This window comes from Streptomyces niger (assembly GCF_000718305.1).
Lineage (GTDB): Bacteria > Actinomycetota > Actinomycetes > Streptomycetales > Streptomycetaceae > Streptomyces > Streptomyces niger.
Map to the genome: position 1 here is coordinate 20,931 of NZ_JOFQ01000003.1, position 14,319 is coordinate 35,249.

Here is a 14,319-nt window from a genome sequence, read left to right on the forward strand (position 1 = left end):
GGTCACTCCTGGTGCCGAGCCTCCGACGGGTCCGGGGACCGGTCGGAGGCGGTGGTCCGCGCGGGCCGGCCGGCGCCGTGCGGTGCGGTACGGGACAGCGCCCGGTCGACGAGCGGGCCGGCGGCGCCGGTGTACTCGGCCGGGTCCAGCAGTGCGCGCAGCGCCGGTACGTCGAAGTCGCGGCCCACCCGGGGGTCGGCGGCGAGGAGTTCGGCCAGCGGCCGGTCCGTGCGCGCGGCCTCGTCCGCCGCCGCGCCCAGCAGTTCCTTCGCCGCCGCCTTGCCGAGCCGCGGCGCGAGCACGGCGGCCAGCCGCTCCGAGACCAACTGGGCGCCGCCCGGCGCCAGGTTGCTCCGCATCCGGCCGGGCCGCACCTCCAGTCCCTCTGCCAGCTCGGCGGCGGTGTGCGCGGCGCCGCCGGTCAGCCGCAGGCACTCGCGCAGCAGCTGCCACTCGGCGTGCCAGGCACCCGCCGAGCGTTCGTCCTCGGCCAGCAGGCACTGGGTGACCCCGGCGGCGAGCACCGGCACTTGGAGCGCCGCACTGCGCACCAGCGTCGCCAGCACGGGGTTGCGCTTGTGCGGCATGGCCGAGGAGCCGCCCCGTCCCGCCACCGCCGGCTCGCTCACCTCGCCGACCTCCGTCCGGGCCAGCCCCAGCACGTCGACGGCGAACTTTCCCAGCGCGCCGGTGGTCAGCGCGCACGCCGCGGCGAGGTCGGCGAGCGGGGTGCGCAGCGCGTGCCACGGGAGGCGCTGGGGTACGAGGCCGCACTCGTCGGCGAAGGCGGCGGTGAGCTGGTCGGCGTATGCGCCCGCGGCGGGCCGTGCGTCCCCGTCCGGCCCGTCCGCCGCGTACTCCAGATAGCCCGCCAGCGTGCCGGCCGCGCCGCCCAGCGAGACCGGCAGCCCGTGGGACAGCACGTGCGCCACCCGGTCGGCCGCGTCGAGGACCAGGTCCCGCCAGCCGGCCGCCTTCAGCCCGAACGTCGTGGGCACCGCCTGGAGTGCGAGCGTGCGGCCCGCGACCAGTGTGTCCCGGTGCCCGGCCGCCAGCTCGGCCAGCCCGTCGGCGGTCCGCAGCAGATCGGCCCGGATCACGGTCAGCGCGCGCCGCGCGACCAGCATCGCCCCCGTGTCGAAGATGTCCTGGCTGGTCGACCCGCGGTGCACGTACTCGGCGGCCGACGGGTCGCGCTCCGCGACGGCCGCGGTGAGGGCGCGTACCAGGCCGACCACGGGGTTGGCCGTCTCGCGCGCCGCGACGGCCAGTTCCCGCACGTCGAAGCGGGCGGCGACGGCCGTCCCGGTGATGGTCCGGGCGGCGCCGGGCGGCACCGTGCCGACCCGGGCCTGCGCCCTGGCCAGCGCGGCCTCCGCGTCGAGCATCGCCTGCAGCCACGCGGTGTCGGACACCTCGGCCTCGGCCGGGGTGCCGGCGCGTACCGGCGAGAGCAGCCCTTCGTCGAGCCCGGGGGCCGGTGCGGAATGCGCGGATGCGGTCATGCGGTCACCTCCGTGAGCGGGGCGTGCTCGGGCCGGACGGTGCGCCGGCCGGCACTGCCGAGGGCGAGGACGGCACCGGCGACGGCGTCGGAGTCGCCCAGGATCACCGAGTTGACGCCCGGCCGGATGCCGGCGGCCGTCACCCAGTGGACCCCTTCGGTGGGCACCCCGTACGCGAACCGGCGCGGGTGCGCGCGGCCCGCCGCGTCGATCGTCCGGTAGGGCCGCTCGGTCACCGCCAAACCGCCGGTCTCGTACCGGGTGCCGTCGGACCCGGCGATGCGGTACGCGCGGGCCCGGCCGGTCGTCAGCAGGTGCCGGAGCAGCGGGTCGGCGGTGCGGCGCAGGTCCGGTTCGGGCAGCCGGGCCTCGATCAGGGTGGTCGCGTGGACGGGCGCGCCGCCCACCACGTCCGACTCCGCGCGGAAGACCCGGCCCGTCCCGGCGGTCGCGACCCGCACCCGCATCCGCGGGCCGAGCAGCTCCACCACCCCCGCCTCGATGAGCGCGATCAGTTCCTCGATGCGGGCGACGGGCGGCCCGATGGAGAGGAAGGCGTTGAGCGGTGTGTACCAGCCCTGCAGGTCGTCCCGGTAGGAGTCGCCCGCCAGGCCGCCGTGGTCGACCGCGAGCCGGATCTCGTTCCGCAGGTCGCGCAGCACGTCCAGCGCGGCCTTCAGCGGGCCGCTGACATTGCCGGCGCGGGCCTCGCGGACATCCTCCCGGAGGTATGCCAGGAGCCAGTCGCGGAAGTCCGCCCGGCCGTTGAACTTCCGCGTTCCGTACGGCCGGGCGACCCGGTCCCAGTCCCAGCGGTCGCGGTCCGCGATGCCGTACGCGTCCAGCACCGCCGCTTCGCCCGCCCGGCCGGCGGCCGCGAGGTAGCGCTCGACGAAGCCGTTCCGCTCCGCCGGCCGGCCTTGGGCGGCCAGCAGAGCGCCGTAGTAGACGCTCTCCACCTCCTTGGCGACCGGTGGCCACAGATCGGCGCCGAACAGCAACTGCCCGCCCTCGGCGGCGCGTTCGCGGAGCGCCGCCGCGTGGGTGGCGGTCAGCAGCCGCGGCAGGTGCCTGCCGTGCGCGCCCTTCTCGTTCTCGCCGCGGGCGTGGTACGGCACACCGCGCCGGGACCCCGCGAACAGCCGGGGCTCGCGGCCCGACGGGCGGTACACCAGGCGCTCCCCGTCCCGCCGGAAGACCCCGCCCCGGCCGCTCGTCAGCAGCGCAAGGTGGTCGAAGAAGTTCAGCCCCAGCCCGCGCAGGAGCACCGGCTCGCCGGCGCCGATCCCGGACAGGTCCACGTCGGCCGGGCCGGCCGGCAGCACATGGACCAGTCCGGCGGCCGCCGCCTCCGCGGACAGCTCCCGCTCCGCCGCAGTGGGCCGGGCCGGCACATGGCCCTGGGCGAGCACCACCGCGTCCAGTCCGGTCAGTACGGTGCCGTCCGCGAGCGTCACGGCCTGCGTTCCGTCCGGGGCGTCGTCCAGGGCGGTCGCGGTGGACCGGTGCACCCGGACCGAGACGTGCGCGGGAGCGCCCGACACCACCTGAGCGAACACCGCTTCCAGGTAGCGGCCGTAGAACGCCCGGCTGGGGTAGGTGTCCGGGCCCAGCCGGCGGGCCTCGGCGAGGAAGCCGGCGTCGGTGCCCCCGTCCGCTCCCGCCGGGTCTTCCGTTCCCGCCGGTCCCTCCGCCGCCGGCGCGCCGCCGGGCACCGGGATGAAGCGGGCCCACTCGTACAGGCTGGGGCCCGGCTCGACGGGGCCGTCCATGTCCACGGTGTGGTCGGTGAACATGGTGATCTGGCAGGCGACCGTGTTCATCAGCAGATGGTGCGGCTGGGCGGTGCGCCAGACCTGGCCGGCGCCGGGCCGGGCCGGGTCCACGACGTGCACCGTGACGGACGTGTGCCGGGCGGACTTGCGCTCGCGGGCGCAGATCCGCTCCAGTACGGACAGGCCGCGCGGCCCGGCTCCGACGACGCAGACACTGAGGCCGGCGCTGTTCATAAAAGGTCTCCGTAATCGTTCGGCAGGGCCGTGGCGCACCGGCCGGTGGTCCGTGACACCAGGTCGCCCGGGTCGATGGGCAGCCGGTTCCCGCGCCAGGCGATGTGCTGGTCGGGGCGGATGAGGACGAGGTCGCGGCCGTACAGTTCGCGGGCCTCGGGGCCGGCCACGTCGAGCACGGTGAGCGGCATCCCCTGGGCCTGCGCGGCGGCCTGCAGCGGTTTGGCGTCGGCCGGGCCGGGCCCCAGCCGCAGCAGGGTGAAGCCGGCGCCGAACCGGTCGGCGAGCGCACTGCCCGCGCCGTGCCGGGCGTCGAGCCAGAGGTGCGGTGCGCGGCCTCCGGGCACGCCGGAGGGGAGGTAGGTGCCGGGCGCCGCGGCGGGCGCCGCCTCCCGGCTCGCGATCAGCGGGGAGCCGTCGTACCGGGCGCCGAGCCGGACGCCGAGCGCCCGGGACCGCTCGCCGTACGTCCGCAGCAGCGCACCGGCCCGGCGCCGGGCGGCGGCTCCGGCGGGGGAGTCGTCCGTCGTGGGCGGCAGCCCGATGGCCGCCAGGCTGCGGTGGAGTTCGTCGGCGACGGCTCCGGTGCGCAGCGCCACCCGGCGGCGTTCGAGGTCGTAGGCGGCAGCCAGGCCGGGACCGCCCCAGCCCCGCACCTGTCCGGCGAGCATCCAGGCCAGGTCCGCCGCGTCGTCGATGCCGGTGTCGAGGCCGAATCCGCCGTCCGGCGGGAAGGCGTGCGCGGCCCCACCGGCGAGGAACACCCGCCCGGCCGCGAACCGCTCGGCCACCACGGCCGCTTCGGGGAACCACGAGGGGCGGCCATGGACGCGCACGGGCAGCCGGATGCCCAAAGCTCGGCGCACGGCCTCCGCGGAGGGCGCCGCATCCGCCGACGGCGTCGTGCCGGGTGCGGGGGAGTGGCCGGTGAGGACGAACGCGCCGCGGCCGTCCAGTGGTTCCAGGCGTACCACGGCGTCCCCGCCGACCGTCCAGTACGTGCCGGCCCGGCGGTCCGCAGGCACACCATCGTGAAAGGTGGGGAGTTCGAGGCGTACGGCACAGCTGCCCCGATGCGGGCCGGTCGCGCCGCGGCCGTCGAGCCGGTACCGGTGGATCCCGAGCCGGTCGCGTACCGCGCTGTCCTGGCCGTCGCAGCCCACCGCGTACGGAGCACACCACCGCCGGGCGATGCCGCTCACGGTGTTCCGGGCGGTGACTTCCACGTGCGTCGCGCCCTGCGTGAGCCACTCCAGGCGCCAGCCGTAGCACAGGGTGATGCCGGGCCTGGTGCAGGACCGCTCGTACAGCAGCCGGGCGACGGCGCTGCCGTCCGTCCCGTGCGCCGGTTCGGGCAGTGGGTCGGTGGCGGGCGCGGTCGCGACGGCGTGCAGTGCCTGCCGGGTGGTGGGCCGGGCGAGCGTGGCCAGCGGCGGTCCGCCGAGCCGCGCCGCCCAGACGGTGTCCGCGGGCGCGTCGGGGCCGGGCCCGGTACGGCGCCGGACCTGCCCGGCCAGGCCGAGCCGGCGCAGGTGCTCCATGGTGCGGGCGTCGGGGCCTTCGCCGGCCGGCCGCGACCACACTTCGTCCGCCGTGCGCGCCTCCAGGACGACGGACGGAACCCGGAGGCGGTCCAGGAACAGGGCCAGGGCCAGCCCCGTCGTGCCGCCGCCCACGATGACGACCGGGCGGGTGAGCGCTGCGTCCATGTCAGCTCGGGGCCAGCGTGAGCAGGGTCGTCTCCAGGGCCAGGTCCCGTACGGCCGTCACCCGCAGGCCGGCCCGCGAGAACAACTCCTCGTAGCCGTCCCGGGTGCGCTCCCGCCCGCCGGCGGCCATCAGCAGGTGCAGGTCCCACAGGACCGGCAGCAGTGCCGAACCGGCCGTGGGGATCACCCGCTCCAGGACCAGCAGGCGCGAGGCGGTGCCCATGGCCGCGCGGATCCGGGAGAGCAGCCGGACGCACCGCTCGTCGTCCCAGTCCTGCAGGACCCGGGAGAGCAGATACACCTCGTGGCCGGCCGGTACCTCCTCGAAGGCGTCGCCGGGCACGGTGTCGTAGCGCTCCGGCCCGACGGCCGCGGCCAGCTGCTCCCGCGCCACCGGCATCATGTGCGGCAGGTCGAGCACCGTGCCGTGCAGGTGCGGGTGGGCCCGCAGGACGGCGGCGAGCAGCACGCCGCTGCCGCCCGCCACGTCCAGCACCGTCCGCGCGCCGCTGAAGTCGTGTGCCGCGGCCACCTCTTCGAAGAACACACTGCCCGCGTTCATGGCGCGCAGGAACTTCGCGCCGGCGCCCGGCTCGCTCGCCAAGTAGGCGCCCAGCGGCTGCTGGAAGGCGTGCTCGAAGCCGGACGTGCCGGTCCGTACCGCGGGGACGATCGCTCCCCACGCCGCACGGAACTCCTCTCCGTAGATGCGTACCATCTCGCTCATCGACTGCTCCGCGTCCGTGCGCAGCAGTTCGCCCGCCGGCGTCAGGCGGTAGCCGTCCTCGTACGATCCGGCGCACACGCCGATCGCGGTGAGCAGCCGCATCAGCCTGGTGAGGCCGTCGGCGCTGGTGCCGGCCCGGCGGGCCAGATCGGCGCCGCCGGTGTGCCCGGCGGCGATGAGGTCGGGGAGGTTGAGGGTGACGGCCGCGTAGAGGGCCTGGGACTGCCAGGCGCCGGTGATGATGTCCACCACCCTGCGGGCAGCCTGCTCGTCGGTCACATTCCGGCCTTTCGGATGGTCGCGGTGGTAGGTCGGTCGCCGGGGTCAGTCCGTCTGCCGGACCGGCGCGTCCGGCAGTTCGGTGCCGACGGCCACTTCGCCGTCGTCGCCCCCGGTGTGCAGCACGTTGCGGTGGCGTTCGCGCAGTACTCGCTTGAGGACCTTGCCGGTGACGCCGACCGGCAGCCCGGCCCGGTCGTTCGCCAGGACGAGGCCGTCCAGGCGCGCGAGACCGTGCCGTGCGAGTGCGGTGTTGCAGACGTCGAGCAGGTCCCGCGGCGAACGCTGCACGCCGTCCGCGTAGTGCACGACGGCCAGCGGGCGTGAGCTGCCCGGGTCCTGCGGGTCGTCCACGGCGATCACCGCCGCGTCCAGCGCCTGGGTGGCCATCAGGACCACCTCTTCGAGCGGCAGGCTGTAGACGGGGCCTTGGGCGGTGCGGATGACGTCCGGCGTGCGGTCGAGGTGGTACCAGACCCCGGCGTCGTCACGGCGGACGATGTCGCCGGTGAGGAAGTAGCCGTTGCTGCGCGACTGCCGGCTCAGGTCCGGGTCGTCCCAGTACCCGAGGGTGACGCTCGGGGTGCGGACGCCCAGCATGCCGGCCTGGCCCGGCGGCAGTTCCCGGCCCGCGGCGTCGAGCACCGCGGCCCGGCGCACCACCCGCGCGGGCCGCCCGATCACCCGGCCGTACAGCTCCGAGTCGCGGGTGTGGGCCTGCTTGAACAGGACCATGCCCATCTCCGAGGAGCCCAGGCCGTCGACGTAGACCGAGCCGGCCGCGCGGCCCTTCCGCGTGGGGTGCGAGCCCAGTGCCACGAGCGGGCGGATGTGGCGTTCGTGCGAGGCGTCGCCCATCCCGTTCCAGGTGTGCACCCGCGCCGCCGCGTCCGGGGTGATGGCGCCCGGATCGATGGTGGCGAGGGTGAGCGGGAAGCCCAGGACGACCGTGGGGTGGAAGGTGTTCACGGCCTCGGTCACCCGGGCGCCGTCGGCATCGTCCAGGAGGAGGGTCGGGATGCCCAGCAGCACTGCCATGCTCAGGTAGCTGATGCCGGCCGAGTGGCTGTGCGGCAGCGCGGTCAGCAGCCGGTCCGTCTTCAGCGACGGGAAAGTCCACAGCCGTTCGCGCTTGCCGGCGAAGAAGGAACGGTGGTGGAAGACGGGGGCCTTGGGGCGCCCGGTGGTGCCCGACGAGTGGGAAATCATGATCAGCTCGTCGCCGGTGTACCGGTGGGGGAAGTCCGCGAGCGGCCGGTCCGGCCGGGTCGCCGTCTCCGCCACCAGCCGGATCCCGTACACGGGCGGTGCCTTCACCCCGTCGGTCGCGTCCCACGCCCGCGCGCACCCGGCGAGCAGGTCGGCATCGCCCACCACGAGCGCGGCGTCGGTCCGCAGGAAGTACTCGGCGGCGGTCCGCAGCGGCATCTTGGGATTGCAGTGCACCGCGGCGGCGCCCAGCGAGGTGACGGCGATGTGGTGCAGCAGGCCCGCCAGGCCGTCCCGGGTCATCAGCCCGACGTGCGACCCGGCGCGGATGCCCTGCTGCCGGTACCAGTGCGCGTACTTGATGACCGCGAGCCGCATGTCGTCGAGGGAGTGGCCGGGCAGCTCCCGGCTCGCCCAGGACGGGTCGGTCACGTCGGGGTGGAAGAGGATCGGCCGGTCCCGGTCGTCCGCCACCCGCCACGCGTGCCAGAAGAAGTTGCCGGCCCCCAGCCGGCGGTCGGCGGCGAGCCGCAGCCGCTGGCCGGCGGTCCGGTGCGTGCCATGCAGAAACATCGCGATACCCCACACTCCGAGAGGTGCACTTCATTCGGCGACCGCCGCGGGCGGTAATGCTTCCGGCACCCGGCCGGAAATTCCGTTGCCGTCGCCACTGTTTCGGACAGGCCTATTCGGTAAAGTCCGTACGGCCCGTCGGAGCACGATTGTGCAGGGTTCTGCTAAAGGCTGGATGGAGATCAATTACCCGCGGCGGACAGCGGAATCCTTGCTCCATCCTTCAGGGATCATTGCGACCCTGTTCCGGCCGGAAAAGGATCCGGGAGCGATGTTCCGGACGGTCAGTACGGCTGGAGGACCCCGCAATGCACGGCCCGTCGACCACCCCAGTCGCCCTCGTGGGAGGCGGTCCCGTGGGGCTGCTGCTCGCGCTCTTCCTCGACCGCTACGGCGTGGCGGTCACCGTCTTCGACAGCGAGCCCGCCCTGCCGGCGTACCCGAGGGGCAGCACCCACAACGCCCGCACCATGGAGCACTACCGCACCCTCGGCCTGGCCGGCCGGGTGCGCGCCCTGGGCCTGCCGGCCGGCCACGACGCCGGCATCACCTTCTTCACCCGCTACAGCGGCCACGAACTCGCGATCCTGCCGTGGCCCGGCCCCGCCGAGGCCGCTGCCCACACCCGCGCCGCGCCGCGCACCGACCAGACGCCCGAACCGATGCACCGGGCCAACCAGATGTACGTCGAGCGGCTGCTCCTCGCGCATGCCGCCACCCGCCCGCGCATCACCCTCCGCTACGGCCACCGCGTCACCGCCGTCGAGGAACGGCCGGACGGGGTACGCCTGACCACCGAGCACGAGGGCGTCCCCGGCGCGTGGGAGGCGGGCTACGCCGTGGGCTGCGACGGCGGGCGGAGCCTGGTGCGCCGCCACCTCGGTATCGCGTACGAAGGGCCCGGCTCCCTGGAACAGGAAGTGCTCGGCCGCCGCGCCGTCGCCGCCCACCTGCGCATACCCGGCCTGCCCGAACTCCTCGGCACGCGCCGCGCATGGAGCCACTGGGCGGTCAACGCCGAACTCGCCCTCAACCTCATCTCCCTCGACGGGAACACCGAGTTCTTCCTGCTGACCAGCTCCGTCGACCCGGACACCGCGCGGGACGCGGACCTCGTCCGGCTCGTCCGCCGGGCGGCCGGCACCGACCTGGCCGTCCAGGTGGTCAGCCACCGGCCGTGGACGCCGGGGGCCGCCCTCGTCGCGGAGCGCTTCGGCTCGGACCGCATGCTGCTGGCCGGTGACGCCGCCCACCTGTTCACCCCGAACGGCGGCTTCGGCATGAACACGGGGCTGGACGACGCGGCCAACCTGTCCTGGAAGCTCGCCGCCGCCGTCCACGGCTGGGCGGGCCCCGGCCTCCTCGCCTCCTACGAGGCGGAGCGCCGCCCCGTCGCGCTGCGCAACACCGCGGCCGCCCGCGAACTCAACATCGGCCTGGGTGCCATCGACCGCCCCGCCGTCCTGGAGGAGGACTCCCCGCGCGGCGCCGCCGCCCGCGAGAAGGCCGGTGCCGCGCTGGCCGAGTACGGCCTGCGCACCCTGGACACCCTCGGCGTCCAGCTGGGCGCCCGGTACACCGGTTCGCCGGTCGTCGACGCCGGCGACGACACCCCGCCCCCCGACTCCTTCACCGCCTACACCCCCTCGTCCGTGGCGGGCTGCCGCGCCCCGCACCTCTGGCTCGACGACGTACGGGGACCGGGCAGTTCGCTGTTCGACCGGTTCGGCACCGGATTCACCCTGCTGTGCCTGGGCGGCGACGCCGCTGCCGCGGCCGGCTTCGAGGCGGCCGCCCGCGACCTGGGCGTCCCGCTCACCGTCCTGCCGCTCGCGGACCCCCTGGCCCGTGAGCTCTACGGACGTGACCTGGTCCTCGTACGGCCCGACCAGCACACCGCCTGGCGCGGTGCCGCGCCGCCCGCCGACCCTGCCGCGCTGCTCGCCCGCGTCACCGGCCACTGACCCGGCCGGCGCGTCAGGTTGCCAACATTTCGGCGGAACGTTGAGCATTCGTTGATGCGGGTGCCGATATAGTCCGGAAAGACGGGCCGGTCCGCACCGGGAAGTGCGCCGGCGCCCGGGGGAGGGCGCCTGCGGCGAACGGCTCTGTATCGCTACGGGGGAGTTGCGATGAAATTCAGCGTGCTCGGTCCTTTGACCGTCACGGAAGGGGGCGCCGGCCGGATGCCGAGCGCCCCGAAACCCAGGCAAATGCTGGCCCTTCTGATCATGAATGCCAATCGTGTGGTGACGGTCAACCAATTCGTGGAAGAACTCTGGGAGAACAGCCCGCCGCCGAGCGTGCACGCCGCCATCCACACCTACGTCATGCAGCTGCGCCGCGCCCTGACCGGCCGCGCCCGCTCCGGACAGCGGCAGGCCGGCCGGCTCGCCACCCGCGAGCACGGCTACCTCCTCGTGGTACGCCCCGGCGAGCTGGACCTGGACGTCTTCCAGGAGCAGGTACGGGCCGGGCGGAAGGCGCTGGCGAACGGCGAGAACGCCCGCGCGGCAGCCCAGTTGGCCGCCTCGACGGAGCTGTGGCACGGACAGGTCCTCGGCGACGTGACCGCCGGCCCGCTGCTGGCCGCCGCCATCGACTCCGTGGAACAGCTGCGGCTCACGGCGCTCACCGACCGCATCCGCGCCGACCTCCGGCTCGGCCGGCACCACGAACTCCTGGGTGAGCTCGCCTCGCTCCTGCACTGCCACCCGGCCGACGAGCGCCTCGCGGCACTGCTGATGGTGGCGCTGTACCGCTCGGGCCGGCAGGCGGACGCGCTGGCCACCTTCCACCGCGTACGCCGCACCCTGCGCACGGACTTCGGCGTACCGCCCTCGCCGGAGCTGTCCCGCGTGCACATGGAGATCCTGTCGGCCAGCCCCCGGCTGGAGGCCCCGGCGCACAGCTGGCCGCGGCTCTCGCTCGACCTCGTCACGGCGATCGCGTCGTAACCGCCGGCCGCTGCCCGCCCAGGCCCGCCCACGCGTTGGCCAGGGCGGGCAGCACCAGCACGGCGGCGGCCAGAAACGCCTGCCCGGCCCCCTCCGACAGCGCCGCCGCACCGGCACCGCTCAGCGGGCCGCTCCCGCCGGCCCGCGCGGTGACCACGGTCACCGCCATGGCCAGCCCCAGCGCACCACCCAGCTGCCCGGCGGACTGCACGATGCCGGCGCCGATCCCCGTACCGCACGGACCCACCCCGGACAGCGCCACCACCTCGCACGTCATCCAGATGAACGGCATTCCGCAGCCGATCAGCAGCAGGCCCGGGAGGAGGGACGGCAGATAGGCCGAGTCGGCCGAGACCCCGGTCAGCAGCAGAAGACCGGCGCCGATCAGCGCCCAGCCCACGAGGTACGGCAGCCGCGGCCCGCGCCGTGCCAGGAGCCGGCAGCACACGCGGCCCACCACGATGATCCCGCCCACCATGGGCAGCATCGCCAGCCCCGCGCCCAACGGGCCGTAATGCAGCGCGCCTTGGAGATACAGGCTGCCGATCACGCCTACCGGGCCGGTCGCCGCGGCCACCAGGAAGACCCCGGCCGAACCGCCCAGCAGCCCGCGGGCGCGCAGTACGCGCGACGGGAGCAGCGGCGCGGCCGTGCGGCGCTGGGAGGCGGCGAAGAGCAGGCCCAGCAGTACGGCGGCGAGCAGCGCGCCGCAGTCGCTCGTCCCCAGCCCCTGCTGCGGGAGGTGCACCAGCGCGTACATCAGGGCCAACAGGGCGCCGCTGAGCCAGATCGCGCCCCACAGCCCGGCTCCGGCTCCGGACGCCCGGCGGAAGACCGGGACCGGCTCCAGCCGGCGCGCCGCGTACAGCATGCCCAGCGCGACGGGCACGTCCAGCCAGAAGGCCCACCGCCAGCCCAGCCGGCTCAGCACCAGGCCGCCGAGCACGATCCCGGCCACCGAGCCGAGGCCGCCCGCGCGCGCCCAGCGGCCGAGCGCCCGGACCCGCGCGGTCGGTCCCGGCGCACGGGCGACCAGCAGGGCCATCGCGGACGGCACGAGCAGCGCGGCGGCCACCGCCTGGCCTCCTCTGGCCGCGATGAGCGCGCCGCCGGTCGGGGCGAGCGCGCAGCACGCGGCGGCCACGGCGAAACCGGCGAGCGCGCAGCGGAACAGCCGCAGGGCACCGGCCAGGTCCGCCAGCCGGCCGCCCGCCAGCTGCACGGCGCCGACCAGCAGGACGTACACATGGCTCACCCACTGCGCGCCCGCGAGCCCCATCCCCAGGTCCTGCTGGAAGTGCGGCAGCGCGAGCGCGACGACCCCGGCGTCGGCGTTGGCGAGCAGCGGGGCGAAGGTGAGCAGGTGCGAGGGCCGGCCGCCGGCGCGGGGCGGTGTTTCGGCGTGCGACGGCGGCGGGGCGGCCTGCTTCCGGGCAGGCAGCGGTAAGGACATGACGGGCTCCGCGTAACGGGTGGACGGCAGCGGGGGAACGGCGTCCGGGGACGGGTGGTTCTCAGGGCCGCCGACGTGTGCCGCGCCGGGCGGAGAAGAAAAGGCGGTGCCGACGGGCGGCACGGGCGTGCACCCCCGTCGGCACCGCGTATGTCCGCGCGTGGGCGGCGTGGTGGCCGCCGCGCTCCGGTGCGCGGACCGGTCGGTCAGACCTCCTTGAGCAGACCGCCGTCGATCACGAACTCCGCGCCGGTGGTGGAACCGGAGCGCGGGGAGACGAGCAGGGCGACCGCGTCCGCGATCTCCTGCGGGTCCACGAAACGGCCCGTGGAGAGGTTCAGCATCTCCGGGACGATCTTGTTGAGGACCGTCTCGCGGTCGGCGCCGGCCTGCGCGGCGATCTTGTCGGCGACGCCGCCGTCCTCGGTCCACCACTCGGTGCGCGTGACACCCGGCAGCACCGCGTTGACACGGATGCCCTGCGGGCCGAACTCACCCGACAGCTGCTTCGTCAGGTTGTTCAGCGCCGCCTTGGCCGCACCGTAGTCCACGTTGATCGGCGCGGGCTGACGGGCGTTGCCCGACGAGATGTTGACGATCGAGGCCGCGTCGCTCTCCAGCAGGTGCGGGATGGCGGCGCGGATCGCGCGCACGACGGCGAACAGGTTGAACTCGAACATGGCCTGCCAGTCCGAGTCGGAGGCGTGCAGGAAGGAGCCGCGCGGCAGCTCGACGCCGGGCGGCGGGCCACCGGCGTTGTTCACCAGGATGTCGAGCTTGCCGAAGGCCTCCACGGCACGGTTGATCACCCGCTCGGGCGCCTCCGGCGACATCAGGTCGACCGGTACGTGGACCAGGTCGGGGCCGGCCAGCGCGTCCAGGCCGGGGCTGCTGTTGCGGGAGGCGGCCACCACACGGACGCCCTCCGCGAGCAGTGTGCGGGTGATGGCCAGCCCCATGCCCTTGGACGCGCCGGTGACGACCGCGACACGGCCGGAAAGCTGCAGATCCATGGAATTCCTTGTCGTCGTGTCCGCCCGCTGACGGACGGGAAGCGAGGTGTCTCGATGAGAGGAACACCGGCCCGCCCGAACGGGTTGCACGACTCAGCGCTGCCGGGCCCCCGCCCGCAGACCGTCCATCACCAGATCCAGCAGCCGGGCCGCGCGGGCCTGCCAGTCGCTGTGCGGGTCGATCTGCCACAGACCCGCGATGGCGAGCAGGAAATCGTCGGGGGTGACCCCCGGGCGCACGGTGCCGGCCTCCTCGTTCGCCGCCAGAAGTAGGGTGATCGCCGAGGTCAGCGGGGCGTGGCCGAGCCCGGCCAGACTGCCGCGGGAACAGGTGGCCCGGCGCATCGCGTCGGCCAGTCCGGCCTTCGCCATCGCGTACTGGGCCAGGCGGTCCATCCACTCCCGCAGGGCCCGGTCGGGCGCGCGGGTGGCCAGCAACTGGGCCGCGGTGTCGGCGACCTGCTGCACCTCGTAGCGGTAGACCTCCAGGACGAGGGCCTCGCGGTTGGGGAAGTTGCGGTAGAACGTGCCCTGGCCGACGCCCGCCTTCTTGGCGATGGCGCTCAGCGGGGCGTCCGCGGAGCGCGTCAGCTCGGCGAGCGCAACTTCCAGGATGCGCTCGCGATTCCGCTGGGCGTCCGAGCGCAGCGGCGCGTCCTTCCGGGTCTCCGCCTCGGCCTGCGCGTCTCTCTTCCGCCGCACTCGTCCTCCTTCCGGAATCACCGTTCGGCTGTAGGGAATTACCCCGGAACCGCCTTGCTAAGCGGACAGGTGTCCGCTAGGTTCAACGCTAATGGACAGCTGTCCGCTCAGAGTTCACCATAGCGGCAGACCCGGCCGGAGGGGGACGGCCGGCGGCCGCCGCACTACGTGCCCGCCTGCCCA

The 14,319-nt window shown here is 74.8% G+C and carries 10 protein-coding genes; 2 read left to right on the forward strand and 8 right to left on the reverse strand.

What is annotated here, in order from left to right; translation table 11 throughout:
* Positions 1 to 2 precede the first annotated feature (2 nt).
* The 5 genes from pcaB to IF20_RS06765 are packed head-to-tail and all read right to left on the reverse strand — an operon-like array spanning position 3 to position 8,011.
* Positions 3 to 1,505: a 3-carboxy-cis,cis-muconate cycloisomerase gene (gene pcaB, locus IF20_RS06745; RefSeq protein WP_052864092.1), complete on the reverse strand. Its 1,503-nt coding sequence runs from the start codon at positions 1,503 to 1,505 to the stop codon at positions 3 to 5.
* Positions 1,502 to 3,514, reverse strand: coding sequence for an FAD/NAD(P)-binding protein (locus IF20_RS06750; protein WP_052864093.1), 2,013 nt, complete (start codon positions 3,512 to 3,514; stop codon positions 1,502 to 1,504). Before IF20_RS06750 ends, pcaB begins: the two co-directional genes overlap by 4 nt.
* Positions 3,511 to 5,223 carry an FAD-dependent monooxygenase gene (locus IF20_RS06755; protein WP_052864094.1) on the reverse strand — a complete coding sequence of 571 codons (1,713 nt, stop codon included), beginning with the start codon at positions 5,221 to 5,223 and terminating at the stop codon, positions 3,511 to 3,513. Before IF20_RS06755 ends, IF20_RS06750 begins: the two co-directional genes overlap by 4 nt.
* 1 nt (position 5,224) lies before the next feature.
* Positions 5,225 to 6,229, reverse strand: coding sequence for a methyltransferase (locus tag IF20_RS06760; RefSeq protein WP_052864095.1), 1,005 nt, complete (start codon positions 6,227 to 6,229; stop codon positions 5,225 to 5,227).
* Positions 6,230 to 6,274: 45 nt separating this feature from the next.
* Positions 6,275 to 8,011 carry a class I adenylate-forming enzyme family protein gene (locus tag IF20_RS06765; RefSeq protein WP_110943900.1) on the reverse strand — a complete coding sequence of 579 codons (1,737 nt, stop codon included), beginning with the start codon at positions 8,009 to 8,011 and terminating at the stop codon, positions 6,275 to 6,277.
* A 308-nt stretch (positions 8,012 to 8,319) separates the two neighbouring features.
* Here IF20_RS06765 and IF20_RS06770 point away from each other — a divergent pair, with 308 nt between their 5' ends.
* Together IF20_RS06770 and IF20_RS06775 are read left to right on the forward strand one after the other, a co-directional pair.
* Entirely contained in the window at positions 8,320 to 9,975 is a 1,656-nt protein-coding gene (locus IF20_RS06770) for an FAD-dependent monooxygenase (RefSeq protein WP_052864096.1), read from the forward strand.
* Positions 9,976 to 10,197: 222 nt separating this feature from the next.
* Positions 10,198 to 10,968: an AfsR/SARP family transcriptional regulator gene (locus IF20_RS06775; RefSeq protein ID WP_407702460.1), complete on the forward strand. Its 771-nt coding sequence runs from the start codon at positions 10,198 to 10,200 to the stop codon at positions 10,966 to 10,968.
* Here IF20_RS06775 and IF20_RS06780 read toward each other — a convergent pair.
* The 3 genes from IF20_RS06780 to IF20_RS06790 all read right to left on the reverse strand — a co-directional run bounded on the left by IF20_RS06780 (position 10,949) and on the right by IF20_RS06790 (position 14,136).
* Positions 10,949 to 12,421, reverse strand: a complete 1,473-nt coding sequence (locus IF20_RS06780) for an MFS transporter (RefSeq protein WP_052864098.1) — start codon at positions 12,419 to 12,421, stop codon at positions 10,949 to 10,951. The genes IF20_RS06775 and IF20_RS06780 overlap by 20 nt on opposite strands.
* Before the next feature lie 206 nt (positions 12,422 to 12,627).
* A complete protein-coding gene (locus IF20_RS06785; protein ID WP_052864099.1) occupies positions 12,628 to 13,434 on the reverse strand; it encodes an SDR family NAD(P)-dependent oxidoreductase in 807 nt (268 codons plus the stop codon).
* A gap of 93 nt (positions 13,435 to 13,527) precedes the next feature.
* Entirely contained in the window at positions 13,528 to 14,136 is a 609-nt protein-coding gene (locus IF20_RS06790) for a TetR/AcrR family transcriptional regulator (RefSeq protein ID WP_052864100.1), read from the reverse strand.
* Positions 14,137 to 14,319 lie beyond the last annotated feature (183 nt).

Coding starts and splice junctions, on each gene's coding strand:
- pcaB (WP_052864092.1), bottom strand. CDS start 1,505: ATGACCGCATCCGCGCATTCCGCACCGGCCCCCGGGCTCGACGAAGGG.
- IF20_RS06770 (WP_052864096.1), top strand. CDS start 8,320: ATGCACGGCCCGTCGACCACCCCAGTCGCCCTCGTGGGAGGCGGTCCC.
- IF20_RS06775 (WP_407702460.1), top strand. CDS start 10,198: ATGCCGAGCGCCCCGAAACCCAGGCAAATGCTGGCCCTTCTGATCATG.
- IF20_RS06750 (WP_052864093.1), bottom strand. CDS start 3,514: ATGAACAGCGCCGGCCTCAGTGTCTGCGTCGTCGGAGCCGGGCCGCGC.
- IF20_RS06785 (WP_052864099.1), bottom strand. CDS start 13,434: ATGGATCTGCAGCTTTCCGGCCGTGTCGCGGTCGTCACCGGCGCGTCC.
- IF20_RS06755 (WP_052864094.1), bottom strand. CDS start 5,223: ATGGACGCAGCGCTCACCCGCCCGGTCGTCATCGTGGGCGGCGGCACG.
- IF20_RS06780 (WP_052864098.1), bottom strand. CDS start 12,421: ATGTCCTTACCGCTGCCTGCCCGGAAGCAGGCCGCCCCGCCGCCGTCG.
- IF20_RS06765 (WP_110943900.1), bottom strand. CDS start 8,011: ATGTTTCTGCATGGCACGCACCGGACCGCCGGCCAGCGGCTGCGGCTC.